The organism is Sulfitobacter aestuarii (assembly GCF_042685005.1).
In the GTDB taxonomy this organism is placed as follows: Bacteria; Pseudomonadota; Alphaproteobacteria; order Rhodobacterales; family Rhodobacteraceae; genus Sulfitobacter; species Sulfitobacter aestuarii.
On the sequence record NZ_JBHUMP010000003.1, the window covers coordinates 263,317 to 286,592 of the forward strand.

At 65.6% G+C, this 23,276-nt stretch carries 25 protein-coding genes and 1 other RNA gene; 11 read left to right on the plus strand and 15 right to left on the minus strand.

Going from position 1 to position 23,276, the window contains the following annotated elements:
- The first annotated feature begins 30 nt into the window (after window positions 1-30).
- The gene (locus ACFSUD_RS05780) at window positions 31-1,104 is read left to right on the plus strand and encodes a Hint domain-containing protein (RefSeq protein ID WP_386372335.1); all 1,074 of its coding nucleotides are present in this window, start codon (window positions 31-33) and stop codon (window positions 1,102-1,104) included.
- Here the strand turns inward: ACFSUD_RS05780 and ACFSUD_RS05785 are convergent.
- Window positions 1,091-1,660 (minus strand): 5-formyltetrahydrofolate cyclo-ligase, encoded by a 570-nt coding sequence (locus ACFSUD_RS05785; protein WP_386372337.1) that lies wholly within the window; start codon window positions 1,658-1,660, stop codon window positions 1,091-1,093. The two genes, ACFSUD_RS05780 and ACFSUD_RS05785, sit on opposite strands and share 14 nt — an antisense overlap.
- Complete coding sequence (gene mgtE / locus ACFSUD_RS05790; protein ID WP_386372339.1) at window positions 1,657-3,060, minus strand: magnesium transporter; 1,404 nt, start codon at window positions 3,058-3,060, stop codon at window positions 1,657-1,659. Before mgtE ends, ACFSUD_RS05785 begins: the two co-directional genes overlap by 4 nt.
- A 112-nt stretch (window positions 3,061-3,172) precedes the next feature.
- On the opposite strand from mgtE, the gene guaD reads away from it, so the two are divergent.
- Window positions 3,173-4,468 (plus strand): guanine deaminase, encoded by a 1,296-nt coding sequence (gene guaD / locus ACFSUD_RS05795; RefSeq protein WP_386372341.1) that lies wholly within the window; start codon window positions 3,173-3,175, stop codon window positions 4,466-4,468.
- Between the two features lie 23 nt (window positions 4,469-4,491).
- Here the strand turns inward: guaD and ACFSUD_RS05800 are convergent, their stop codons facing one another.
- From ACFSUD_RS05800 to ACFSUD_RS05810, 3 genes are all read right to left on the minus strand, one after another.
- Entirely contained in the window at window positions 4,492-5,847 is a 1,356-nt protein-coding gene (locus tag ACFSUD_RS05800) for an 8-oxoguanine deaminase (protein ID WP_386372343.1), read from the minus strand.
- 115 nt (window positions 5,848-5,962) lie between these two features.
- Entirely contained in the window at window positions 5,963-6,763 is an 801-nt protein-coding gene (gene hisN, locus ACFSUD_RS05805) for a histidinol-phosphatase (RefSeq protein ID WP_386372345.1), read from the minus strand.
- 131 nt (window positions 6,764-6,894) lie between these two features.
- Window positions 6,895-7,263 (minus strand): helix-turn-helix domain-containing protein, encoded by a 369-nt coding sequence (locus ACFSUD_RS05810; RefSeq protein ID WP_386372347.1) that lies wholly within the window; start codon window positions 7,261-7,263, stop codon window positions 6,895-6,897.
- A 656-nt stretch (window positions 7,264-7,919) separates the two neighbouring features.
- On the opposite strand from ACFSUD_RS05810, the gene ACFSUD_RS05815 reads away from it, so the two are divergent.
- Window positions 7,920-8,696: a Bax inhibitor-1/YccA family protein gene (locus tag ACFSUD_RS05815; RefSeq protein WP_386372348.1), complete on the plus strand. Its 777-nt coding sequence runs from the start codon at window positions 7,920-7,922 to the stop codon at window positions 8,694-8,696.
- A gap of 87 nt (window positions 8,697-8,783) precedes the next feature.
- Here ACFSUD_RS05815 and ACFSUD_RS05820 read toward each other — a convergent pair whose 3' ends face one another.
- The 7 genes from ACFSUD_RS05820 to gatC form a co-directional block, all read right to left on the minus strand.
- A complete protein-coding gene (locus ACFSUD_RS05820) occupies window positions 8,784-9,476 on the minus strand; it encodes a VIT1/CCC1 transporter family protein (RefSeq protein WP_386372350.1) in 693 nt (230 codons plus the stop codon).
- A gap of 316 nt (window positions 9,477-9,792) precedes the next feature.
- Entirely contained in the window at window positions 9,793-9,960 is a 168-nt protein-coding gene (gene rpmG / locus ACFSUD_RS05825) for a 50S ribosomal protein L33 (RefSeq protein ID WP_007119221.1), read from the minus strand.
- A gap of 163 nt (window positions 9,961-10,123) precedes the next feature.
- An RNA gene (gene rnpB / locus ACFSUD_RS05830) (RNase P RNA component class A) lies at window positions 10,124-10,548 on the minus strand.
- 84 nt (window positions 10,549-10,632) lie between these two features.
- Window positions 10,633-11,292, minus strand: coding sequence for an N-acetylmuramoyl-L-alanine amidase (locus ACFSUD_RS05835; RefSeq protein ID WP_386372352.1), 660 nt, complete (start codon window positions 11,290-11,292; stop codon window positions 10,633-10,635).
- A gap of 13 nt (window positions 11,293-11,305) precedes the next feature.
- Window positions 11,306-12,058 (minus strand): hypothetical protein, encoded by a 753-nt coding sequence (locus tag ACFSUD_RS05840; protein WP_386372353.1) that lies wholly within the window; start codon window positions 12,056-12,058, stop codon window positions 11,306-11,308.
- Between the two features lie 35 nt (window positions 12,059-12,093).
- On the minus strand, window positions 12,094-13,581 hold the full coding sequence (gatA, locus tag ACFSUD_RS05845) for an Asp-tRNA(Asn)/Glu-tRNA(Gln) amidotransferase subunit GatA (protein ID WP_386372355.1): 1,488 nt from the start codon (window positions 13,579-13,581) through the stop codon (window positions 12,094-12,096).
- Window positions 13,581-13,868, minus strand: a complete 288-nt coding sequence (gatC, locus tag ACFSUD_RS05850) for an Asp-tRNA(Asn)/Glu-tRNA(Gln) amidotransferase subunit GatC (protein WP_386372356.1) — start codon at window positions 13,866-13,868, stop codon at window positions 13,581-13,583. The genes gatA and gatC overlap by 1 nt, the downstream gene beginning before the upstream one ends.
- Window positions 13,869-14,030: 162 nt before the next feature.
- Here gatC and ACFSUD_RS05855 point away from each other — a divergent pair, with 162 nt between their 5' ends.
- On the plus strand, window positions 14,031-14,723 hold the full coding sequence (locus ACFSUD_RS05855; RefSeq protein ID WP_386372358.1) for a metal-dependent hydrolase: 693 nt from the start codon (window positions 14,031-14,033) through the stop codon (window positions 14,721-14,723).
- 48 nt (window positions 14,724-14,771) lie between these two features.
- Here ACFSUD_RS05855 and ACFSUD_RS05860 read toward each other — a convergent pair whose 3' ends face one another.
- The 3 genes from ACFSUD_RS05860 to ACFSUD_RS05870 are packed head-to-tail and all read right to left on the minus strand — an operon-like array spanning window position 14,772 to window position 16,289.
- Window positions 14,772-15,191: a hypothetical protein gene (locus tag ACFSUD_RS05860; protein ID WP_386372360.1), complete on the minus strand. Its 420-nt coding sequence runs from the start codon at window positions 15,189-15,191 to the stop codon at window positions 14,772-14,774.
- On the minus strand, window positions 15,188-15,817 hold the full coding sequence (locus tag ACFSUD_RS05865; protein ID WP_386372362.1) for a DUF5671 domain-containing protein: 630 nt from the start codon (window positions 15,815-15,817) through the stop codon (window positions 15,188-15,190). Before ACFSUD_RS05865 ends, ACFSUD_RS05860 begins: the two co-directional genes overlap by 4 nt.
- 13 nt (window positions 15,818-15,830) lie before the next feature.
- Window positions 15,831-16,289 carry a nucleoside deaminase gene (locus ACFSUD_RS05870; RefSeq protein ID WP_386372363.1) on the minus strand — a complete coding sequence of 153 codons (459 nt, stop codon included), beginning with the start codon at window positions 16,287-16,289 and terminating at the stop codon, window positions 15,831-15,833.
- Window positions 16,290-16,351: 62 nt separating this feature from the next.
- On the opposite strand from ACFSUD_RS05870, the gene ACFSUD_RS05875 reads away from it, so the two are divergent.
- The 7 genes from ACFSUD_RS05875 (at window position 16,352) to ACFSUD_RS05905 (ending at window position 23,228) form a co-directional block, all read left to right on the plus strand.
- Window positions 16,352-17,365, plus strand: a complete 1,014-nt coding sequence (locus ACFSUD_RS05875; RefSeq protein ID WP_386372365.1) for a pseudouridine synthase — start codon at window positions 16,352-16,354, stop codon at window positions 17,363-17,365.
- Between the two features lie 181 nt (window positions 17,366-17,546).
- Window positions 17,547-17,777, plus strand: a complete 231-nt coding sequence (locus ACFSUD_RS05880) for a hypothetical protein (RefSeq protein WP_386372367.1) — start codon at window positions 17,547-17,549, stop codon at window positions 17,775-17,777.
- Window positions 17,778-17,780: 3 nt separating this feature from the next.
- On the plus strand, window positions 17,781-18,659 hold the full coding sequence (locus tag ACFSUD_RS05885) for a 5-bromo-4-chloroindolyl phosphate hydrolysis family protein (protein ID WP_386372368.1): 879 nt from the start codon (window positions 17,781-17,783) through the stop codon (window positions 18,657-18,659).
- Between the two features lie 42 nt (window positions 18,660-18,701).
- Window positions 18,702-19,898: a toxic anion resistance protein gene (locus tag ACFSUD_RS05890; protein WP_386372369.1), complete on the plus strand. Its 1,197-nt coding sequence runs from the start codon at window positions 18,702-18,704 to the stop codon at window positions 19,896-19,898.
- Between the two features lie 7 nt (window positions 19,899-19,905).
- Entirely contained in the window at window positions 19,906-20,871 is a 966-nt protein-coding gene (locus tag ACFSUD_RS05895; RefSeq protein ID WP_386372371.1) for a DUF2927 domain-containing protein, read from the plus strand.
- Window positions 20,872-20,901: 30 nt separating this feature from the next.
- Window positions 20,902-22,017, plus strand: coding sequence for an SPFH domain-containing protein (locus tag ACFSUD_RS05900; protein ID WP_386372373.1), 1,116 nt, complete (start codon window positions 20,902-20,904; stop codon window positions 22,015-22,017).
- A 98-nt stretch (window positions 22,018-22,115) separates the two neighbouring features.
- Window positions 22,116-23,228: a primosomal protein N' (replication factor Y) - superfamily II helicase gene (locus tag ACFSUD_RS05905; RefSeq protein WP_386372375.1), complete on the plus strand. Its 1,113-nt coding sequence runs from the start codon at window positions 22,116-22,118 to the stop codon at window positions 23,226-23,228.
- Window positions 23,229-23,276 lie beyond the last annotated feature (48 nt).

Sequence of the window (23,276 nt, forward strand, 5' to 3'; positions counted from 1 at the left end):
TTGGTAAGATTGCCGGTCTAGTCAGGGGCCATGGTCACCCGCAGTTTCTTCGCCACAGACAGCGACACGCTCACCGTCATTTCCGGCAGCAACACGGCGCTGCTCGGCAACGGCGTGATCAATAATTCCGACACGCCGGATGGCACGGTGTTTCGCTACACCGGCGGCACGCCGAGGAAGATCACCATCGAGGACAGCAGCGCGCTGCCCGATGTGATGGAGGACGATCTGGCCGGGCAGCACGTGGTGCTCGATGGCGGGGGCATCGTCGCGGAGGGCACGCCGATCGAGGCGGAGTCGCTGATCGGGCTCTGGGCAATCGACGATCAGGGCCATGCGGTGGGTGATCTGATCGTTATCACCGTATTTTCGCAGAACGGCGTGGCCGGCGATGTTTTTGGCTTCACCAGCGACACGCCGCTCACGCCCGGCACCTCCTATGTGAAGGTCGGCGGCAATAACCTGGGCAGCAATTACTACAGCAATTTCATCACCTGTTTCGCCGCCGGGACGCTGATCGACACGGTGGATGGCCGCCGACCGGTCGAGGAGCTGAAGGCCGGTGATCTGGTGCTGACCCGCGATCATGGGGCGCAGCCTTTGCGCTGGTGCGGGATGCGCGAAGTCGCGGGGCAGGATCGCTTCGCGCCGGTGCGCTTCGCCCCCGGCGCCTGGGACAACGAGACGGTGCTGCTCGTATCGCCGCAACACCGGATGCTCCTGACCTCGCCGCTCGCGGAGCTGCTTTTCGGTCATGCGGAAATGCTGATCGCGGCGAAATTCCTCGTCGGATTGCCGGGCATCGACAGCGCGCCCTGCCCGCGCATCCGTTATTGCCACGTGATGTGCGATGCCCATCAGATCATCCGCGGCAATGGCTGCTGGAGCGAGAGCTTCTTTCTCAGCGACATGGCGCTGGAGGGCAGTTCCTGCGCCGCGCGTGCCGAGCTGCTGGCGCTGTTTCCCGACCTGCCCGCCGGGATCGCCCGTTTCGGCGACACCGCGGCGCCGGTGCTGAAGGCGCGGGAGGCGGCGCTGCTGCGCGCGGCCCTGCGCGAGCCCGACACGGCGGCTCCCGCTTCACGGCTTCTCAGCTTGGCGTGATCACGCCTTTCTCGGTGACAATCAGGTCCAGCGGCTGGTCGGTTTCCTCCAGCGGCAGGTCCTCCATCTCCTGTCCGGCGAAGGCAAAGCCGATGGCCAATGTCGCGCGTTTGGCGCGCAGCATCTCCAGCGTCCGGTCGTAAAAGCCGCCGCCATAGCCGAGCCGCCCGCCGTGACGGCTATAGGCCAGCAGCGGCACGATCAGGATCTCCGGTTCGAAATAATCGTTCACCCTGGGGATCAGCGCGCCGAAGGCTCCGGCGACCATCTCGGTCTCCGGGCTCCAGCGCGAGAAGGACAGCGGATGGTTCGGCCATTGGATCACCGGCACGCCGACCGGACCATGGGCACAGGCCTCGGCCATGGCGGGCAGCGGGTCGATCTCCGTGAGGATCGGCATGAAGCCCGAGAGCGGCACGCCGCGATAGCCCGCCAGCACTTCGGAGAGATAACCACCCTGCGCGCCCCCGGATTCGCGCGCCGCCTGAAAGGCCGCCTTGCGATTCGCGAAGGCGATCTTGCGCGCCGCGGCCTTGGTTTCATTGAGATCCTTCATAGCAATACCACCGCTGCCAGCCCCAGAAATGCGAAAAATCCGACCACATCCGTGACCGTGGTCACAAAGGCGCCGGAGGCGAGCGCCGGGTCGATGCCGATCCGCTCCAGCACGATCGGGATGCCGGTGCCCGCCAGCCCCGCCACCACCATGTTGATCACCATTGCCGCCGCGATGACATAGCCCAGCGCCGACGAACCGAACCAGACCAGCCCGACCAAGCCCATCACCAATGCGAAGATCAGCCCGTTGATCAGCCCGACGAGACATTCCCGCCGGATCACCCGCCAGACGTTGGAGCCGGTCAGGTCGCGGGTGGCAATGGCGCGCACCGCGACGGTCAGGCTCTGCGTGCCGGCATTGCCGCCCATCGAGGCCACGATCGGCATCAGCACCGCCAGCGCCACGATCTGTGCAATCGCCGCTTCGAATTGCGAGATCACCATCGAGGCCGCGATCGCCGTGAGCAGGTTGACCGCAAGCCAGGGCAGCCGCTGTTTGGTGGTTTCCGAGACCCGGTCGGAGAGCGAGCCCTCGCCGACACCGGCCAGACGCAGGATGTCCTCCTCGTGTTCCTCGTCGAGCACCGCCATCGCATCGTCGATGGTGATGACCCCGATCAGCCGCCCCTCCTCATCGACCACCGGGGCCGAGATCAGGTGATACTGGTTGAACGCATAGGCCACGTCGCCCTCGTCGCGCGTGGCCGGAATGATCTCGAAGGTTTCTTCGAGAATGTCCTTCAGCAGGGTCTCGCGTTTCGACCGCATCAGTTTGCCCAGCGTGATATTGCCTACCGGATGCAGCCGCGGATCGACCATGACGATGTGGTAGAATTGATCCGGCAGATCCTCCTCCGAGGTGGCGCGCAGATGGTCGATGGCCTGACCGACGTTCCAATGTTCCGGCGCCATCACCACTTCGCGCTGCATCAGGCGGCCGGCAGAATATTCCGGATAGGTCAGCGCCTGTTCGACCGCGACACGATCGGCATCGCCGAGCGCTTCGAGGATGGTCTCCTGCTGCTCGCCCTCGAGATCCTCGATCAGGTCCACGACATCGTCGCTGTCCATCTCGCGCACCGCATCGGACAGCACCTGCGGCGTCAGGATCGCGATCACTTCCTCGCGGATGGATTCGTCGAGTTCGGAGAGGATCTCGCCGTCGAATTCGCGGTCATAGAGCCGGATCAGCCGGGTCCGGTCGAATTCGCTGATCTGTTCGAGAAGGTCGGCGATGTCGGCCGGGTGCAGCGGTTCCATCAGCTCGGTCAGCGCCGCCTGATCCTCGATCTCAACGGCATAGAGGATCGCCGCGACCGCCTTGCGGCTCAGCGCATAATCCTCGCTGTCGCCCTCTGGCGCGGCGGATGTCTCACTGGCCTCGAACTGATCGGACAAACGCCGCCCTCCCCTGATTTCAGCCGACTTTATGCGGCCCCGCTTATGGATACAATGGCACAGGAACCGCTTGGCGATTGTGCCCGACTCCGGCGCGACGTAGAGTGTCGCCATGAAAAAACAAACACTTCTCCTTGGTCGGGTGCTGCGATTTTCGGGCGATCCGATGCGTCAGCCGTGGCAGGATGTTGTCAGGATCGACAGCGCCGGTGGCGTGTTGCTCTGCGACGGCCGGATCAGCGCCGTGGGCGACGGTGCCGCGCTGAGCGCGGCGCATCCCCAAGCAGAGGTGACGGATTACGACGCGGCGCTGATCTGTCCCGGATTCATCGATGCCCATGTGCATTACCCGCAGACCGCGATCATCGCGAGCTGGGGCAAGCGACTGATCGACTGGCTCAACACCTATACTTTCCCCGAGGAGATGCGGCTGGCCGATCCGGCCTATGCCGAGGAGATCGCCGGGCGCTATCTCGACCTGACGCTCGATCACGGCACCACCAGCGTCGCCTCCTATTGCACGATCCATCCCCATAGCGTCGATGCGATCTTCAGCGCCGCGGCGGCGCGCGGGCAGCGGATCGTGGCGGGCAAGACCTGCATGGACCGCAACGCGCCCGAGGGGCTGCGCGACAGCGCGCAGAGCGCCTATGACGACAGCAAGGCGCTGATCGACCGCTGGCATGGCACGGGCCGGGCCAGCTATGCGATCACGCCGCGGTTTTCCCCGACGTCGAGCGCCGAACAATTGGCGGCGCTTGGCGCGCTCTGGGCCGAGCGGCCCGATTGCCTGATGCAGACCCATCTGTCCGAGCAGAGCGACGAGATCGCCTGGGTGCGCGAGCTCTATCCGCAGGCGCGCGATTATCTCGATACCTACGAGGCGCATGGGCTGCTGGGCGCGAGGGCGCTTTATGGCCATGCCATCCATCTGGAAGAGCGCGAGATCGACCGGATCACCGAGACCGGCGCGGCGCTGGTGCATTGCCCGACCTCCAATACCTTCATCGGCTCGGGGCTGTTTGACATGGCCGGGCTGGGCGCGCGCGGCGTTCCGGTGGGTCTGGCGACGGATACCGGCGGCGGCTCGTCGTTTTCGATGCTGCGCACCATGGCGGCGGCCTATGAGATCGGGCAGCTGCGTGGCACGCCGCTGCACGCGGCCGAGCTGATGTGGCTCGCGACCGCCGGATCGGCGCGCAGCCTGCATCTGCAGGACCGGATCGGCACGCTGGCGGCAGGGATGGAGGCGGATCTCTGCATCCTCGATCTCGCCTCGACCCCGGCAATCGCGCAGCGCGCGGCGCGGGCGGAAGACATCTGGGAAACATTGTTCGCGACGATCATGATGGGCGATGATCGCGCCGTTGCCGATGTCTGGATCGCCGGAGAGCGGCGGGGCGGCTGAAGCTACCCCGACAACAAGATTCGTCAGAGCGTCTCGGCAAGGCCGCGGGCCAGTTGGTTGGCGCGGGCGATGAGCGGTGCGAGATCGACCGTCTGCATCTGACCGTCGCGCACCACCGCCCTGCCCTCGACGAAGAGATCGCGCACCGCCGTCGGCCCGGCCAGCAGCAAGGCCGCCGGATCCCAGGAACCGGCGGCGCTGATCCCCGACACATCCCAGAGCGCAATGTCGGCGCGTTTCCCCGGCATCAGCCGCCCGCAATCGGAACGGCCGAGCATGTCGGCGCCGCCCCGCGTGGCGATCTCCAGCGCCTCGCGCGCGCTCATCGCGTCACCGCCATGGGCCACCCGCTGCAGCAGCATCGCCTGACGCGCCTCCACGATCAGGTTGCCCGCGTCATTGCTCGCCGACCCGTCGACCCCGAGCCCGACCGGCACCCCCGCATCGCGCATTGCACGCAGCGGCGCGATGCCCGAACCGAGACGGCAATTGGAACAGGGGCAATGCGCCACGCCGGTGCGGGTGGCGGCGAAGAGGGCAATCTCTTCGGGCGAGAGCTTGACGCAATGGGCATGCCAGACATCGCGCCCGACCCAGCCGAGATCCTCGGCATATTGACCGGGGCGGCAGCCGAATTTCTCCAGAGAATAGGCGATATCCTCGCCGTTCTCGGCCAGATGGGTATGCAGCATCACGCCCTTGTCGCGCGCCAGCAGCGCCGCCTCGCGCATCAGGTCGCGGCTGACCGAAAAGGGCGAACAGGGGGCGATGCCGACCCGGCACATCGAGCCGTCCTTCGGGTCATGGAAAGCATCGACCACGCGTATGCAGTCCTGCAGGATATCCGCCTCGCGCTCGACCAGCGCATCGGGCGGCAGGCCGCCATCGCTGTTCCCGATGCTCATCGCGCCGCGCGTCGGGTGAAAGCGCAGGCCGATCTCTTCGGCGGCGGCGATGGTGTCCTCGAGCCGCGCGCCGTTGGGATAGAGATAGAGATGATCGGAGCTCAGCGAACAGCCCGACAGTGCCAGTTCCGCCAGGCCGATCTGCGCCGAGACAAAGATATGCTCCGGCGTGAAACGCGCCCAGATCGGGTAGAGCCGCTGCAGCCAGCCGAAGAGCTGCGCATCCTGCGCGCCCGGTACGGCGCGTGTCAGGCTCTGGTAGAGGTGGTGATGGGTATTGACGAGGCCCGGCGTGATCACGCAGCCGCTGGCCTCGATGACCTCTCCCGCGCCGCCGAGCCCCTGCCCGATATCGGCGATGATCCCGTCGCGGATCAACACATCTGCGCGGGACAATTCGCGACGATCATCATCCATGGTCAGGATGTGATCGGCGTTGCGCAGCAGGATTTCCGATTGGAGTTTTCTGGACATGACGACAGTTCTTCCCGATGAAGTGGCAAGCCCGTCTCATGAAAATGCGATGTGCTGATGGAAAACGGGCGGGAAGAACCAGCCCGTTCACGCTAGCGCAGTCGCGGCGTTCGCGTCAATGGCGGCGGAGGATCTCCAGCGCGGCCGCATGCAGCGTCGCGTTGGCGGCGGCGATCACGCGTCCGCCCCGATGCGCCGGACCGCCCTGCCAATCGGTGACGATGCCCCCTGCCGCCTCGATCACCGCAATGGGCGCCTGTATGTCATGGGGCGCGAGCCCGGCTTCGATCACCAGATCGACGTGACCGGCGGCCAGCAGCGCATAGGCATAGCAGTCCATCCCGTAGCGCACCATCCGCGCGCCATCGGCCACGGCGCGGAAAGCGCGTCCCTCCTCGGCGCTGCCGACTTCGGGGAAGGTGGTGAAAAGCACGGCATCCGACAGCGCCTTCGTAGCCCGGGTGCGCAAGGCGCTGCCGCCCCGTGGCCCCCGCATCGCCGCTCCATCCGGCCCGCCCTCGAAACGCTCGCCGATATAGGGCTGATCGATGAGGCCATAGAACGGACCTTTCTCGTCGGAGAGCGCGATCAGCACGCCCCAGGTGGGCGTCCCGCTGACGAAACCGCGGGTGCCGTCGATCGGATCGAGCACCCAGGTGAGCCCCGACGTGCCGGAGCGCGCGCCGAATTCCTCGCCGAGCACCGCGTCCTTTGGGCGTTCGCGGGCAAGGATCTCGCACATTGCGCGTTCGGCGGCGCGGTCGGCCTCGGTCACCGGGTCAAAGCCCTGCGCGAGCTTGTTGTCCGCCGTCAGTTCCGCGGTCCGAAAATAGGGCAGGATCACCTCGCGCGCGGTATCCGCCAGCAGATGCGCGACACGGGTGATTTCTGGATCGAAAAGAATGCGGTTGCTCATGGGAAGGGCCTGCCAGCTTGGAACATCCGATGCAAGCGGAAGCGGCAGGAGCCGCGCCTCGAAGGGGCGGACCTGCGAAGGGCGCCGCTCGCGCGCCTTGCCGTTGCGACGACCTGCAACGTTTAGGCGGCTCAGGCGACGTCGCTGAGCACCCGGGCCAGTTCGAACAGGCGGCGGCGCTGGTTTTCCGGCATGGCGTAATAGGAACGCACCAAATCCATCGCTTCCTTGTCGCTGAGCAAGTCATCGGGCACCGAATTGTCCGAAGGCGCGGCACCGTCTTCCTTCAGCCCTTCGAAGAAGAAGGCAACCGGCACTTCGAGCGCGTCGGCGATGTCCCAGAGCCTGGAGGCACTGACCCGGTTGGCACCGGTTTCGTATTTCTGGATCTGCTGGAACTTGATGCCGACCATCTCGGCCAGCCGCTGCTGCGTCATGCCCGTCAGCCATCGCCGCTGGCGAATGCGTTTGCCAACGTGGATGTCCACCTTATGAGCCATAGCGAGTTTTCCCTTGAACTGGAGGCACAACACGTGCCGTAAACATGCAACTAGCACGGACGCAGAGCGGGCTGCCAACCGGTAGAGGGTTTGACGGGGCGCCCCACGCGTTACCATAAGCGGCAGGTCGCATTGCCGCGCAACATTCTTGCTCCCCCGCAACCTAGCACAACCAAGACGGTATTGATACCGTCACGAAACCCTTGGCGGAAAATCGCCGCGCGGGCGCCACGGCCCGCCGCCGGGCAAAGGATATGTCGCGGCAAGTCACCTTCAAGGCTGGGCAGGGTCGAAAATAAGGATTATCGTGAGAATTCGCCGCTTTTCACAATGCGGCGGCACGCCGTGTCCTTCTGACCCTCGGTGCGAAACCGGATCGCGATACTTGGCTGAAAACTGCTGATTCCGTCTTTCCCTTGGCGGGAGCATGCAACCTGAGGATGACGATCGTACCGGCAAAAGGCCATCTCAGCCGGTGCTGGTAGAGGCGTGGAAGGACCAGACTGCCGGGTTTCCCGCAAAACGTCGCGAAACCCCCGAAACTGCGGCATTAAGGTCGAATGAGAGGCTTGAATTGCGCGCCCGCAGCCCCGATATTCGGGGCAATGACGTGGTGGTTCCTGCTGTCACGCAATTTCATGCCAATGGAGGTAAACATGGCTGACGTGAACACAATCCGGGCCCGTGCCGGAACCCGCGCCGCCGCTATCGACGAGGGGCTGCGCGCCCACATGAACAAGGTCTACGGCACAATGTCCGTAGGCATGCTGATCACCTTTGCCGCGGCATGGGCGATTTCGGGTCTTTCGGTAACCAGCGATCCGAGCGCTGCCGCCGCGCAGATTTCCGAGAACAAGTACCTGACCGATATCGGTTATGCGCTTTATGCGTCGCCGCTTAAATGGGTGGTGATGTTCGCGCCGCTGGCGTTTGTCTTCGGTTTCAGCGCCATGATCAACAAGATGTCGGCCGCGACCGCGCAGGTGGTGTTCTACGCTTTCGCCGCCGTGATGGGCATCTCGATCAGCTCGATCTTCCTGGTCTTCACCGGCTATTCGATCGCGCAGGTTTTCCTGATCACCGCCATCGCCTTTGCCGGTCTGTCGCTCTGGGGCTACACCACAAAGAAGGATATCTCCGGCTGGGGCAGCTTCCTGATCATGGGTGTGATCGGTCTGATCGTGGCCTCGATCGTCAACATCTTCCTCGCCTCCTCGGCGCTGATGTTCGCGATCTCCGCGCTCGGCGTGCTGATCTTCGCCGGGCTGACCGCCTATGACACGCAGAACATCAAGAACACCTATCTGGCGCATGCCCAGAGCGGTGACAGCGAATGGCTCGGCAAGGCCGCGATCATGGGTGCGCTGAACCTGTATCTGGACTTCATCAACATGTTCATGATGCTGCTGCAGCTGTTCGGCAACCGCGAGTAAGTCGCGCATCTTAGGATGTCAGATAGCTGAAATCAGGACCGGTCTCGCAGGAGACCGGCCTTTTTCTTTTCCGCAGCAAAAAGGTTCTCAGGGTGTCAGCAGCGAGAAGGCGTGACCGATCACCGACGTCACCGACATCGCCAGCACGCCCCAGAACAATACCCGCAGCACCGCAGGGCCCATCGGGGCGCCGCCGAGCCGCGCACCGCAGCCACCCAGGCCGATCAGCGCCAGCAGGGTGACAAACACCACCGACAGCCAGACATCGCCTGCCGACGCCACCAGCATTCCCAGCAGCGGCAGACCCCCGCCAAGGGCGAAGGCGACGGCCGAGGCGCCTGCGGCCTGAAGCGGGCGGGCCTGACCTTCTGGATCATGCAGGCCGAGCTCTTCTCGGGCATGGGCGTCGAGCGCGTCGTGTTCGGTCATCTGCGCTGCGACCTGCAATGCCAGCTCGCTTGCGACGCCGCGCATTTCCAGCCCTTCGGCCAGCTCGCTGAGCTCGTAATCCGGATCTTCGTCGAGGGCGCGGCGCTCGCGTTCCAGGTCGGCGGCCTCCACATCCGACTGCGCCGATACCGAGACATATTCTCCGGCCGCCATCGAAAAGGCTCCGGCGCTGAGACCGGCCAGACCGGTCAGCAGCAGGTTGCCGTCCTCGAGCCCGGCGACAGACACCCCGACCAGCAGGCTGGCCATCGAGACGATCCCGTCATTGGCCCCCAGCATGGCGGCACGCAGCCAGTTGCTGCGGTTGATGTAATGACCGTCCTTGGGCATGAGAGCGGCTCTGTCGTTTTTGACGCGGCGGGGCTCGGCCGCCGTTCGGGGTGATGCCCGTCCCGCCCGGACGGGCGCGGCGGGGCTGAAGCCATGAAGTTGGGGCACTGTGGGTCAGGCGGCGTCTCTGCGCGATTGTTTCGCGCCACAGCGGGGGCCTGATGCGCTCCACGGCACGGGAGAGGCCATTGCTCCCTCCCCCTGCCGGAGCGCGACCCGGTCCGCCGGTGCGGCTGGTAAAAGGCGCAACGGGCCCCACGAAACAAAAGACCGCGCAAGATGCGCGGCCCCCTGACTGTCCCGAATACGGGCAATCTTACTTGATCTTGCCTTCTTTGTATTCGACATGCTTGCGCGCGACCGGGTCGTACTTCTTGATGACCATTTTCTCGGTCATGGTGCGCGCGTTCTTCTTGGTGACGTAGAAATGGCCTGTGCCCGCGGACGAGTTCAGACGGATCTTGATCGTGGTTGGCTTAGCCATATCGCTTCTCCTGCTCAGGTGCACCCTTCGGCACCCGTAAATCCTGAAATTCGGGTTCTAGTCAGCCACGCGGCCGAGTCAACCGCTATTTCCACCACATCGCCGCCGCCGCCGGAAAATTCCCGGGATTTCGCGATTTCCCGAGGGCGCGGCCCGGTTAAGGTTGCGCGGAAAGCCTGTAAGCCGGATCCTGTCCGAAGGGTCAGAGCTTGCGCCCCTCCCCCTCTGGATGACCATTCCTCTGACCGCGCCGTTGCCGACGCGGCTACAGCTGCCAACCCGGACCTGCTGGGGCAGAAGCAGCCCCGCCCTGCCTGTCGCCAGGCACGGCACGCGGTCCCTATTTGGCATTGCTCCCGGTGGGGCTTGCCATGCCGGTGCTGTTGCCAGCCCCGCGGTGGGCTCTTACCCCACCGTTTCACCCTTACCGCGGTCCGGTTTCGGTTGCCCGACCTGGCCCGCGGCGGTCTGTTCTCTGTGGCGCTATCCGTCGGGTTGCCCCGCCCGGGCGTTACCCGGCACCGTTTCTTCTGGGAGTCCGGACTTTCCTCGACAGGGTTGCCCCGCCGCGGCCATCCAGCCTTCCGCGCGCTGTCGGCCTAGCGCTCCGGCGTGGGGGGCGTCAATCGGTTTCGGGCCTGGGAATGAGTATTTCGGGCATAAAGAGGCGGTTCAGCAGCCCAGATCGTGATGCAGCCTCATATCGGCGGCGCAGAGCGGGCCGCGGCGCCAGGGAGCGAAGCGCAGGCGGGTGCTGGCCAGCAGGATGTCGAGCGGCACCTCGGCGGTATAGCCGATGGACCGCGCGGCCGCGCGGAATGCGGCGGGCGCGGCCTCGTGGCATTTCGGCGCCGGACCATCGGCATGGCCGGCAAGCCCCTGCCGGGCCAGGCGCGGCCAGTCGAAATGCGGACCGGGATCGGATTTGCGCCCCGGGGCGAGGTCGGAGTGACCGATGACACCCGCAGCCGCGATCGACCAGCGCGCCATGACATCGCGCAACAGATCCTCGAGCGCGGTCATCTGCGGCTCGGAAAAAGGGTGATTGCCGCCATTGTCGAGCTCGATCCCGATCGAGCGCGAATTGACGTCGCCCTGCCCCGCCCATTCGCCCTGCCCGGCATGCCAGGCACGCTGCTCCTCGCAGACGAGCTGAAGCACCGCGCCTTGCCGCGAGATCAGGTAATGGGCCGAAACTTCCGCCCCGGGATCGCACAGCCGGTCGCGCGCGGCCTCGACGCTCTGCATCGCGGTGTAATGGATGACCACCAGCGATGGCAGAAGCCCGTCGCGGCGCGGCCCGTGATTGGGCGAAGGATACTGGTGCAGCATTGGCTGCCGCCTGTCAGCCCTGCGTGGCGCGGCGGAACGGGCCCGGGTCCCAGTCGCAGGCGAAGCCGTCGCCATCCGGGTCCATGCCCTTGCGGTCACGCTCTGGCCCGCCGTCGGCGAGGAAGGCGATCTGCGCCTGGTCGGGATGGCTGTACTGGCCACAGGCGCGGTTGTATTTCGCCGCCTTGTTAAAGCCGATCCGCTTGTAGATCTGGGTGCCGCGGGCATGGTTGGCCTGCAGTGCATAGGCGACGATGTTGGGGCCCGAATCGCGTCGCTCGGGCAGTGCCTCCGGTTCGATCACCTGATATTGCGCGCGGTTGGCGGCGAGCCGGGCCGCGTCATCGTTGATGCTGCGCTGATCGCTGACGGCGTCGAAATTGTTTTCCCGCGAGATCCCCGCGCCATCGAGCACCGGTGCCGGATTCGCAGGGCTGGCCTGCAGCGGCGCGATGCCGGAATTGCTGGCCGGGTCATTGCCGACGCCATTGCTGGCACCGGGGCGCGTTGCGGCGAGCACGCGCGCGGTCTCCGCTGCCGTGGCCTCGGGCGAGCCTTCCTCGGGGGGCGGCAGCGGATCGGCGTTGACCGGGGCCGGGGCCGGGATGCTGCCGCTACCGCTGCCGCTCAGCGCCTGGTCGCGCTGGCGTTGTTCGGCGGCGAACTGGCCGTCAAACCCGACGCCGCGCCCGGAATCGGGCACTGCGGGCTGGCAGGCCGAGAGCACGGCACCGGTGGCGAGGACGAGGAAAGCACGTGTGATCATGGGTCTGCCTTTTGCGGCTAAGGGTCGGTTTCGACTTACCACCATTTCTGCGGCTTGGCCACAAAGCCTGCCGCCTGTTCCAGCGCATAGGCCGAGGAGAGCAAGGCCGCCTCTTCCCAGGGCCGCCCGATCAGCTGAAGCCCGAGCGGCAGGCCCTGTGCGCTCTGCCCGGTCGGCAGGGCGATGCCCGGCAGGCCCGCGAGGTTGACGGTCACGGTGAAGACGTCGTTGAGATACATCGCCACCGGGTCGGTGTCCTTCATCTCGCCAAGCGCGAAGGCCGCCGAGGGCGTCGCCGGGGTCAGGATCGAATCGATGCCTTCGGCGAAGACATTCTCGAAATCCTGCTTGATCAGCGTGCGGACCCGGCGGGCGCGGTTGTAATAGGCGTCATAGAAACCGGCCGAGAGCACATAGGTGCCGACCATGACCCGGCGCTGCACCTCGTGGCCGAAACCTTCGGCGCGGGTCTTTTCATACATCTCGGTGATGCCGTCGCCCTGTTCGAGCTTGGCGCGGTGGCCGTAGCGCACCCCGTCATAGCGCGCCAGGTTCGAGGAGGCCTCGGCCGGGGCGAGCACGTAATAGGTCGGCAATGCATATTTGGTGTGGGGCAGCGAGATGTCGACGATCTCGGCGCCTGCGTCGCGCAGCATGTCGGCGCCCTCGGACCAGAGCTTCTCGATCTCTTCGGGCATGCCATCCATGTGGTATTCGCGCGGAATGCCGATCTTCTTGCCGCGGATGTCACCGGTGAGGGCGGCTTCGAAATCCGGCACGGCGAGGTCGGCGGAGGTTGAATCCCTGGGGTCATGGCCGGCCATCGCACCGAGCATGATGGCGGCGTCGCGTACCGATTTGGTCATCGGCCCGGCCTGATCGAGCGAGGAGGCGAAGGCGATGATGCCCCAGCGCGAGCAGCGCCCGTAGGTCGGCTTGATGCCGACGGTGCCGGTGAAGGCGGCAGGCTGGCGGATCGAGCCGCCGGTATCGGTGCCCGTGGCGGCAAGGCAGAGGTCGGCGGCCACGGCGGCGGCGGACCCGCCCGAGGAGCCGCCCGGCGTCAGCGCCGCGTCGTCATTTCCGCGCCGCCAGGGATTGACCGCATTGCCATAGACCGAGGTTTCGTTCGACGAGCCCATAGCGAATTCGTCCATGTTGAGCTTGCCGAGGGTCACCGCACCGGCGTCGAGCAGCTTCTGGCTGACCGTGCTTTCATATTGCGGCAGGAATCCCTGAAGTATCCGCGATCCGGCCTGCGACGGGACGTCCTTGGTGCAGAACAGGTCCTTGATGCCGATCGGCAGGCCGCACATCGCGGGCGCCTCGCCATCCCTGAGCCGTGCATCGGCGGCTTTCGCCTGCTCGCGCGCCAGGTCCGGGGTGTTGTGCACGAAGGCGTTGAGCGCGCCCGCGCCCTCGATTTCGCTCAGGCAGGCTTCGGTCAGCTCGACCGAGGTCACCTCGCCCTTGCGCAGTGCATCGCGGGCTTCCGCGAGCCCGAGCTTGTTCAGTTCATCCATTATTCCACCACCTTCGGCACTGCAAAGAATCCCTCGCGCGCATCCGGCGCATTGGCCAGAACCGCCGCCTGCTGATCGCCGTCGCGCACCACGTCGTCGCGCCGCTTGAGCACCTGCGGGGTGACCGATGTCATCGGCTCCACACCGTCGATATCGACCTCGTTGAGCTGCTCGATGAAGCCCAGGATCGTGTTGAATTCCTGCGCCAGCGCAGGCAGCGCCTCGGGTTCCACCTTGATCCGCGCCAGTTTCGCGACCCGCGCAGCCGTGCTTTCGTCAATCGACATGGGCTATCCTCATTGCTTTGCGCGTCATTTACCGCCCCCGGCCCGGCCTCGCAAGAGCAGGCGGTGCTGTCGGGCCAATCGGGCGAGCAATCCGCATCTGCAAGGCTGTTGAAGCCGGATTGGCGCGCTATGCTCTGGGACAGACATCAATGGAGGCATGACATGAACATCATCTGGCTCGGCCACGGCTCGTTTCGCATCGAGATCGAGGATCAGGTTCTGCTGATCGACCCCTGGCTGCACGGCAATCCGATGCTGGAGGAAGCCCAGCACGGCACTGCGATCGACGGGGCGACGCAGATTCTCGTGACCCATGGACATTTCGATCACACCGACGACATCGCGGAGGTCGCGCGGCGCTGCGGAGCGCCGGTGGCGGGGATGTTCGAGCTGATGGCCTGGCTCGAGGGCAAGGGCGTGGAGAACGCGACCGGCTTCAACAAGGGCGGCACGATCCATTGCGGCAAGGTCGCGGTGACCATGGTGCCGGCCTCGCATTCCTCTTCGGTCACTGGCGATGCCGTGCCGGTCTATACCGGGGCGGAGACCGGTTTCATGATCCGCGGGGAGGGCCGCACGGTCTATTTCTCCGGCGACACCACGATCATGGCCGACATGGAATGGATGGGCGATTATCACAAGCCCGACATCGGCATCCTGTCGGCGGGCGGGTTCTACACCATGGACATGAAGGCGGCGGCCTATGCGGCGAAGCGCTATTTCGATTTCACCACGGTGATTCCCTGTCATTACCGCACCTTCGACGCGCTCGCGCAGAATGCCGACGATCTGATCGCCGGATTACCGGATGTCGAGGTGATCGAACCGCAGGTGATGCAGCCGATCGAGCTCTGAGTCGGCAATTGCGAAAAAAGGCGGCGTGGCGTTATCTGGCCCGGGCGGCTAGCGCTGCGTCCAGATCTCGCCGTCTCTTGACCGCAGAAAGGTGTAGCAGCCCTCCGCCCTGTCAAACTGCAGCGCATGGGGGCGCGGCTGGCGCGTCTTCAGCCTGTCGCCGGCAAAGGTTGCGCAGACCGCGAATGCGCCCTCGTCGATCTCGCGCAGCACGTAGGGCGCAGCGCTGACCGGGTCGCGCCAGCCGGAAACCCGGTCCGGCGGGCCGCAGCGTTCGGCGCTGTAGCCGTCGTGGTCGTCAGTCTCGCGCAGGCAGGCGTGATAGCGCCCTATCTCGCGCAGATCGGCGGCGCGCTGCCTGTCCTGACGTTCAAGCCGGGCCTGTGTCGGCCCGCCGATCAGGCTCAGCCCCGCCAGCAGTGCTGCGGCGACCAGCGCGACAAAGCCAAACAGCAATGCCCGGTTCACCGGCGCTCCCCCTGTCGGGTATCGCCCCGGTAGAACAGGAAGATTCCGCCGGTGACCAGCGCCACCACCGCGGCCTTGGCGAGGAATTGGGTGGTCAGGTCGCCGCTCAACAGGGCATGGATCACCGCCACCAGATCGCCGAGCAGCAGCGCCGCTGCGATCAGCAAGGTCAGATAGGTCAGCCATTTCCGGATCACCGAGCGCGACAGGCCCGCATCCCGCGCCAGCTGTGCGCGATCGCGCAGCGTCAGCCACAGGTAAAGCGGCACGCTTACCAGCAGCACCGCGATGGACCAGCGGATCGCGCCTTCGGGCAGGTAGTCTCCGGGAGATGCGAAAAAATGGTCGATCAGGGCGTGGAGCAGCGCCACGAGATGCCCTGCCGCGAACAGCAGCGCCCCGAAGGTCAGCGCATAGACGAAGAAATCCCGCGCCGAGACGATCGATTGAGGGCGCGGCACGGGCGGCACGAACTCGGTTTCCGCCCAGCCTTCCAGCGCCTGCGTCACCTCGCTCTCGGCCCATCCGGCCTGCGCGAGGATCGACGCGATTTCGGTCCGGCTCCTGCCATGCGCCAGTGCGTCGCGCACGAACCGCGACAATTGTCTGTTACTTGCCTTGCTCATGACCCTTTTACCTTCACTCAACCTTCCGCCTGTCCGCGAAAAAATCCTTCAACAATGCTTCGGCCGGGGCCGCGGCGATGCCGTCATAGACTTCCGGCACATGGTGGCATTGCGGATGCGAAAAAACCCGCGCACCCTGTTCCACGCCGCCGGATTTCGGATCCGACGCGCCGTAATAGAGCCGGGCGATGCGGCTCGCGGCGATGGCGGCGGCGCACATGGCGCAGGGCTCCAGTGTGACATAGAGCGCATGACCCGGCAGCCGTTCCGAGCCGACTGCGGCGCAGGCGGCACGGATCGCCAGCAGCTCGGCATGGGCGGTAGGATCGTTGAGCTCGCGGGTGCGGTTGCCCGCCGCTGCGCGGATCTCGCCACCGGGCGCGACGATGACCGCGCCGACCGGCACTTCGCCGCGCGCGCCCGCAGCCACAGCTTCTTGCAAAGCCAGATCCATGTAGGAACGAAACATCATCCTGTCACATGTCCGCAAATGCCGGTCTTTCGCAAGGGCATGAAACAGGCTAAGCCGTGCCCATGACAGACAAGCCCCCCTCCGAGGCGCCCAAGGGCGACCGTATTGCCAAGGTGCTCGCCCGTGCGGGCATCGCCAGCCGCCGTGACGCCGAGCGGATGATCGAGGCCGGGCGGGTGCGCGTCAACGGGGCGCAGATCACCTCGCCCGCCCTCAACGTCACCGAGGCGGATGTGATCACCGTCGACGGCAATCCGGTGGCCGAGCCGGAACCGCCGCGGATGTGGCTCTATCACAAGCCCGCCGGGCTGGTGACCACGGACCGCGACGAGAAGGGCCGCGCCACGATCTATGACAAGCTGCCCGCCGACATGCCGCGGGTGATGAGCGTCGGGCGGCTCGATCTCAATTCCGAAGGGCTGCTGCTGCTGACCAATGACGGGGCGATCAAGCGCAAGCTGGAATTGCCCGCTACCGGCTGGCTGCGCCGCTACCGTGCCCGGGTCAACGGCCGACCGTCGGAGGAATCGCTGGAGCCCCTGCGCCGCGGCATCACCATCGGGGACGAGAAGTTTCAGCCGATGGACGTGGCGATCGACCGACAGCAGGGCGCCAACGCCTGGCTGACCATCGGGCTGCGCGAGGGCCGCAACCGCGAGATCCGCCGGGCGATGGAAGCGGTCGGGCTCGTCGTCAACCGGCTGATCCGGGTCAGCTACGGTCCCTTCCAGCTTGGCGAGCTGAAGGCGGGCGAGGTCGAGGAATTGCGCCGCAAGGTGGTGCGCGACCAGCTCGGGCTGGAACTCGAAGATGCCAGCGGCACCGCTGTGAAAAAGCCCAAGGCGGTGCAGCGCAGCTCGTCGCGCCGTCCCTCCGGCAAACCCGGACCGGGACGCCCCGGCGCGCCGAAACCTACGGATCCTGCCGCGGCAGAGCCTTCCGACAAGGGCCGCGCGGGCAAGGAGGGTCCCGGCCGGGAACGGCCTGCTAAGGATCGGCCCGCCAAGGATCGGCCCAATTCGCGCAAACCGGGCGGTGCGCGGCCTGCTCCCAAGGGGCCACGGCGCACGCGGTGAGAATGCGGTGGGTTGTCACCCGCCTTACGGGACATTTTCCCGCCATATCAGTTGCTTTTGAACCTGTTGGCCTTTCGGGCGTTGGACCCGGGGTTGTAGCTATTGCCAATCCTGCAAGAGACTTATGGCATCCCTAGCGGGCGGCGCTGCGAGCCCCTATGTTGGGAACAACGGAGAACCCATGGCGCGCGTATTGCTCATTCTGTTGTTTCTGATGGTGATCGTTGTCTTCGCCGCTATTCTGGTATCATTCTGGAAGGCGGCATATCGGCATGGGCCCGCCGCCATGCGCTCCTTCACGGGAACCAGCGAGGCAAGCCTGATGGCACCAACCGCATTACAGAAAGTCGCCTATCTGGCCCTGATCCTGCTTTTGCTGGGCATCAGCACCGGCTGGATCGGAGGCATGTGATCCATGGCCAGACGTTATGGCGGGAAATACAGCCCCGAGGGCGAGGGATCTGCCGAGGGCACGGGGCGCGGCAGCCGGATCGAGGTCGATCCGGTCGGTGGCCGGGTCAACCTGCTGTTCCTGCCGCCGGTCATCCTCGTCTTCATGTCGCTCGGCGCCGGGGCCGGGGGGCTGGTGCGCGGTCTCATTGCCGCCGGGATGCTTGGAGGGGCGGTCTGGCTGCTGCGGGCAGGGCTGCTGGCCGAGGCGGCCTATCGCGCGCGCAAGGTGGCGCGCCGCCCTGCCCTGCCGCGCAAGATCCTCGCCGCGACGCTTACCGGGCTCGGTGCAGCGCTCGCGACCTATGTCCCGGCCGCCAATCCGCTGGCGCCGCTGCTCTACGGCATTGCGGCAACCGGGCTGCACCTGGCCGCCTTCGGTGTCGATCCCGTGAAGGACAAGGGTCTGGCCGGGGTCGATACGTTCCAGCGCGACCGGGTGGCCCGGGTGGTCGACGAGGCTGAGAAATTGCTCGCAGAGATGCAGTCCGAGGTGAAACGTGCCGGGGACCGGCAGGCGCAGGCGCGGCTCGATGACTTCCAGATGACGGCGCGGGAATTGATCCGCACCGTCGAGGAAGACCCGCGCGATCTTACCGCCGCGCGCAAATATCTGTCGGTCTACCTGCGCGGCGCCCGCGATGCGACGGTGAAATTTGCCGATATCCACCAGCGCAGCCGGGATGCCCGGGCGCGGCAGGATTACCTTGCCCTGCTCGATGATCTCGACCAGAATTTCGCTGCTCGTACCCGCAAGTCGCTGCTCGAGGATCGTGGTGACCTCAATGTCGAGATCGAGGTGCTGCGCGAACGGCTGTCCCGCGAAGGGGTGCGCTTTGACTGATCGGCGCGCCCTCCCCCATTCAAGTGCAAGGAAGCAGAAGCAATGTCCGAGTCCATTCGTGAGAAAGCCGCGCAATCCGTCGCGATGGTCGATGAGGTGAATGCCGTGGTCCTGACCGAACCCAAGGCCGCCGATGCGGTGCTCACCCTGGAACAGGCTGATGCGCCGCAAAGCGCCGAGATCCGCCGCCGCATGGCGGAGATCGACATCGAGGACAGCCAGTCGATCGTTTCCTTCGGTTCGGCAGCGCAGTCGGAATTGCAGGAGATCTCGCAATCCATGCTGCAGGGCGTGCGCAACAAGGACGTCGGCCCGGCGGGGGATTCTCTGCGCAGCATGGTCAGCGCGATCCGGGGGTTTTCGGTCTCCGAACTCGACATGCGCCGCCAGCGTAGTTTCTGGGAGAAACTGCTCGGCCGGGCCGCGCCGATTGCCAAGTTCACCGCGCGCTATGAAGAGGTACAGGGTCAGATCGACCGGATCACCGACAATCTGCTGCATCACGAGCATGCGCTGCTGAAAGACATCAAGTCGCTCGACATGCTCTATGAAAAGACACTGCAGTTCTATGACGAGCTGGCGCTCTACATCGCCGCCGGCGAGGCGAAGCTGGCGGAGCTTGACGGCGAGGCGATCCCGGCCAAGGAGGCATTGGTTGACGCCGCAGCGCCGGACGATCAGGTGATGGAGGCGCAGGAGCTGCGCGATCTGCGCGCCGCGCGCGACGATCTCGAACGCCGGGTGCATGATCTCAAGCTGACGCGGCAGGTCACGATGCAATCGCTGCCCTCGATCCGGCTGGTGCAGGAGAATGACAAGAGCCTGGTGACCAAGATCAACTCGACCCTGGTCAATACCGTGCCGCTCTGGGAAACGCAGCTGGCGCAGGCGGTAACGATCCAGCGTAGCGGCGAGGCGGCGGGCGCAGTGCGCGAGGCCAATGATCTGACCAATGACCTGCTCAAGTCCAATGCCCGCAACCTGCGTGACAGCAACAGGGTGATCCGTCAGGAGATGGAACGCGGGGTGTTCGACATCGAGGCCGTGAAACAGGCCAACGAGGATCTGATTGGTACCATCGAGGAAAGCCTGCAGATCGCCGATGAGGGCAAGGCCCGGCGCGCGGCGGCCGAGCAGGAATTGCAGCAGATGGAAGCGCGGCTGCGTGATACGCTGGCGGCGGCCAGGGCCAAGAAGACCGGGCTGGGCGACACGGCCTCGGGCGCGGTGCCGGGCTGATACGAAGGTGGCGGGCGGGAACATATCGCGCGGATGGTGCGGCTTCGGCGGTGCCCTGATCCTTCTGGCCGTGCTGACGGGCTGCGAGGTGACGCCGCCGCCCGACCCGGTGCTGAAACCGCAGGCAAGGCCCGCGGTGGTGAGCCTGCCCGCGCCGCAGGTGGCCCGACCGACCTCGCAGAAAAGCGCCATGCTGCGCTCCTATCTGCATCAGGTCCAGCAGGCGCAGGCCACGCAGGGGTTGCTGCGCCGCGACGGGGGCGGGCCCGATACGCCGTTCACCGTCGACATGCTGGTACGCAATTTCGAGCAGATCGCCTTTTACAATGAATATGACGGGGCCTTCCGCGGGCGCGGGGGCCAGAGCCCGCTGCGCCGCTGGGCCGAACCGATCCGCATGGATCTGGTTTTCGGCGCCGCGGTACCGCCCTCGCAGCGCCGCGACGATTCCGCGCATGTGCAGGCCTATGCCGCGCGGCTCGCCAGGATCACCGGCCATCCGATCGGGATCGGCGGCGCGCCGAATTTCACCGTGATCATCGCCAGCGAAGATGACCGCGGCGAGGCGTTGCAAGAGGCGGCGGCCCGGATGCGCGGCATCAGCGCGGCCAGCCTGCAGGCCTTCGAGAACATGCGCCGCGATACCTATTGTGCCGTCGCCGCATTCGCGACCGGGCCGAACCCGAATACCTATACCGCCGCCGTCGCGGTGATCCGTGCGGAGAACCCGGATCTGCTGCGCCTGTCCTGCATCCACGAGGAACTGGCACAGGGTTTGGGGCTCGCCAATGACAGCCCTGCGGCACGGCCGTCGATCTTCAATGACGACGACGAATTCGCGCTGCTCACCCGGCATGACGAATTGCTGCTGAAAATGCTGTATGATCCGCGCCTGCGTCCCGGGATGGGTGCCGCCGAAGCCGCCCCGATCTCCCGCACTATCGCGAACGAGCTGCTTGGCGGACCGGTATGAGCAGCAGAGCTTGACCTGAAAGGACAGAACATGGGCATTTTCGATTTCCTCTCCGGTGAATTCATCGACGTGATCCACTGGACCGACGACAGCCGCGACACGATGGTCTGGCGGTTCGAACGCGAGGGCCATGCGATCAAATACGGTGCCAAGCTGACCGTGCGCGAGGGACAGGCTGCGGTGTTTGTTCACGAGGGACAGATCGCCGATGTCTTCACGCCGGGTCTCTACATGCTGGAGACCAACAACATGCCGATCATGACGACGCTGCAGCATTGGGATCACGGCTTCCGCAGCCCGTTCAAATCCGAGATCTATTTCGTCAACACGACGCGGTTCAACGATCTCAAGTGGGGCACCAAGAACCCGATCATCGTGCGCGATCCGGAGTTCGGCCCGGTGCGGCTGCGCGCCTTCGGCACCTACAGCGTCCGGGTCAGCGAACCGGCCCGGTTCCTCTCCGAGATCGTCGGCACCGACGGCGAATTCACCATGGACGAGATCAGCTACCAGATCCGCAACGTGATCGTGCAGGAGTTTTCCCGCACCATCGCGCGAAGCCAGATCCCGGTGCTCGACATGGCCGCCAACACCCGCGAGCTCAGCGCATTGGTCGGCAAGGAGATCGCCGCGCAGATCGCCGAATACGGGCTGGCGATGCCCGAGCTCTATATCGAGAATGTCTCCCTGCCCCCGGCGGTCGAGCAGGTGCTCGACAAGCGCTCCTCCATGGGGGTGATCGGCAATCTCAACGAGTACATGCAATATCAGGCCGCCGAGGCTCTGGGGCGCGAGGGCGCTGCCGGGGCGGCGATGCAGACCGGGCTCGGTGCCGGGCTCGGCATGCAGATCGGCCACCAGGCGGCGAGCCAGGCCGGACCCTGGGGCGCGCGCTCCGACGCCCCCGTCGCCGCCCATGTGCCGCCGCCCCCGCCGCCGGTCGAAAAGGTCTGGCATGTCGCGGTGGACGGCAAGACCAGCGGCCCCTTCTCCAAGGCGGCTCTCGGGCGGCAGGCCAGCGACGGCAGCCTGACCCGGCAAAGCTATGTCTGGACGCCGGGACAGGATGGCTGGCAGCGGGCCGAGGACGTGGCCGAACTGGCGCAGCTTTTCACCGTCCTGCCGCCGCCCCCGCCGGGAAGCTGAACCGGCGCTAGCCGGGGTGGCGGTGGCGGGGCGGGCCTACTGGCCGAGCCGGTATTGCCGCGCTATGTCTGATCGCAAGATCCCGAAACGGAGCACTTATGGCCGAGCAGCCCCCCGCCCCCCCGGCGCCGCTGGATGAACACCGGTTTCCCTGCGACAGCTGCGGGTCGGACATGCGGTATGATCCCCGGGCCGCGCTGCTGGTCTGCGATCACTGCGGCAATACCGAGATGATCGGCGCGGGCTTTGGCGGCGCGGCGATCACCGAGCTCGATTTTCGCACCGCGCTGGCCGCCCGGCTGCCGGAGGCGGAGATGGAGGAGACCCGCGTTACCACCTGCCCCAATTGCGCGGCACAGGTGGCTTTTGACCCCGGCAAACACGCGACCGAATGTCCGTTCTGCGCCACCCCGGTCGTGATCGATACCGGCACCAACCGGCATATCAAGCCGCGCGGCGTGCTGCCCTTCGCGCTCTCCGAGGACAGCGCCCGCGAAGCGATGAAAAGCTGGCTCGGCCAGCTCTGGTTCGCGCCGAACGGGTTGCAGAGATATGCCCGGAAGGGTCGGCGGATGCAGGGCATTTACGTGCCCTACTGGACTTATGATGCCGACACCAACTCGCGCTACAGCGGCGAGCGGGGCACGGTCTATTACGTGACGCAGACGGTCATACGCAACGGCAAGCGGGTCCGCCAGCAGGTGCCGAAGATCCGCTGGCATGCCGCGTCGGGCCACGTATCTCGGTTCTTTGACGATGTGCTGGTGCTGGCCTCGCGCTCGCTGCCCAAACGGTTCACCGACGGGCTGGCGCCCTGGGATCTGGCGGCGCTCGAACCCTATACGCCGGAATATCTCGCCGGGTTTCGCGCCGAAGCCTATGCGGTCACCCTCGAGGAAGGCTTTGCAGAGGCTCGCGCCCATATGGACCGGGTGATCGCCCGCGACGTGAAATTCGACATCGGCGGCGATCGACAGCGCATCCATGACGTGCAGACGCAGATCAATGACGTCACTTTCAAGCATATCCTGCTGCCGGTCTGGCTGGCCGCCTACAAGTACCGCGGCAAGACCTATCGTTTCGTGGTCAACGGCCGCACCGGCAGCGTGCAGGGCGAACGGCCCTATTCCAAGATCAAGATCGCCTTTGCGGTGATCCTCGGCCTGATCGTCGCTGCCGTCGTCGGTTATTTCGCGGCGATCAACCAATAGCGTCGCTGTTTCGCAAAACTCCTTCGCCTTCCGTGCGGAGCAGATCAC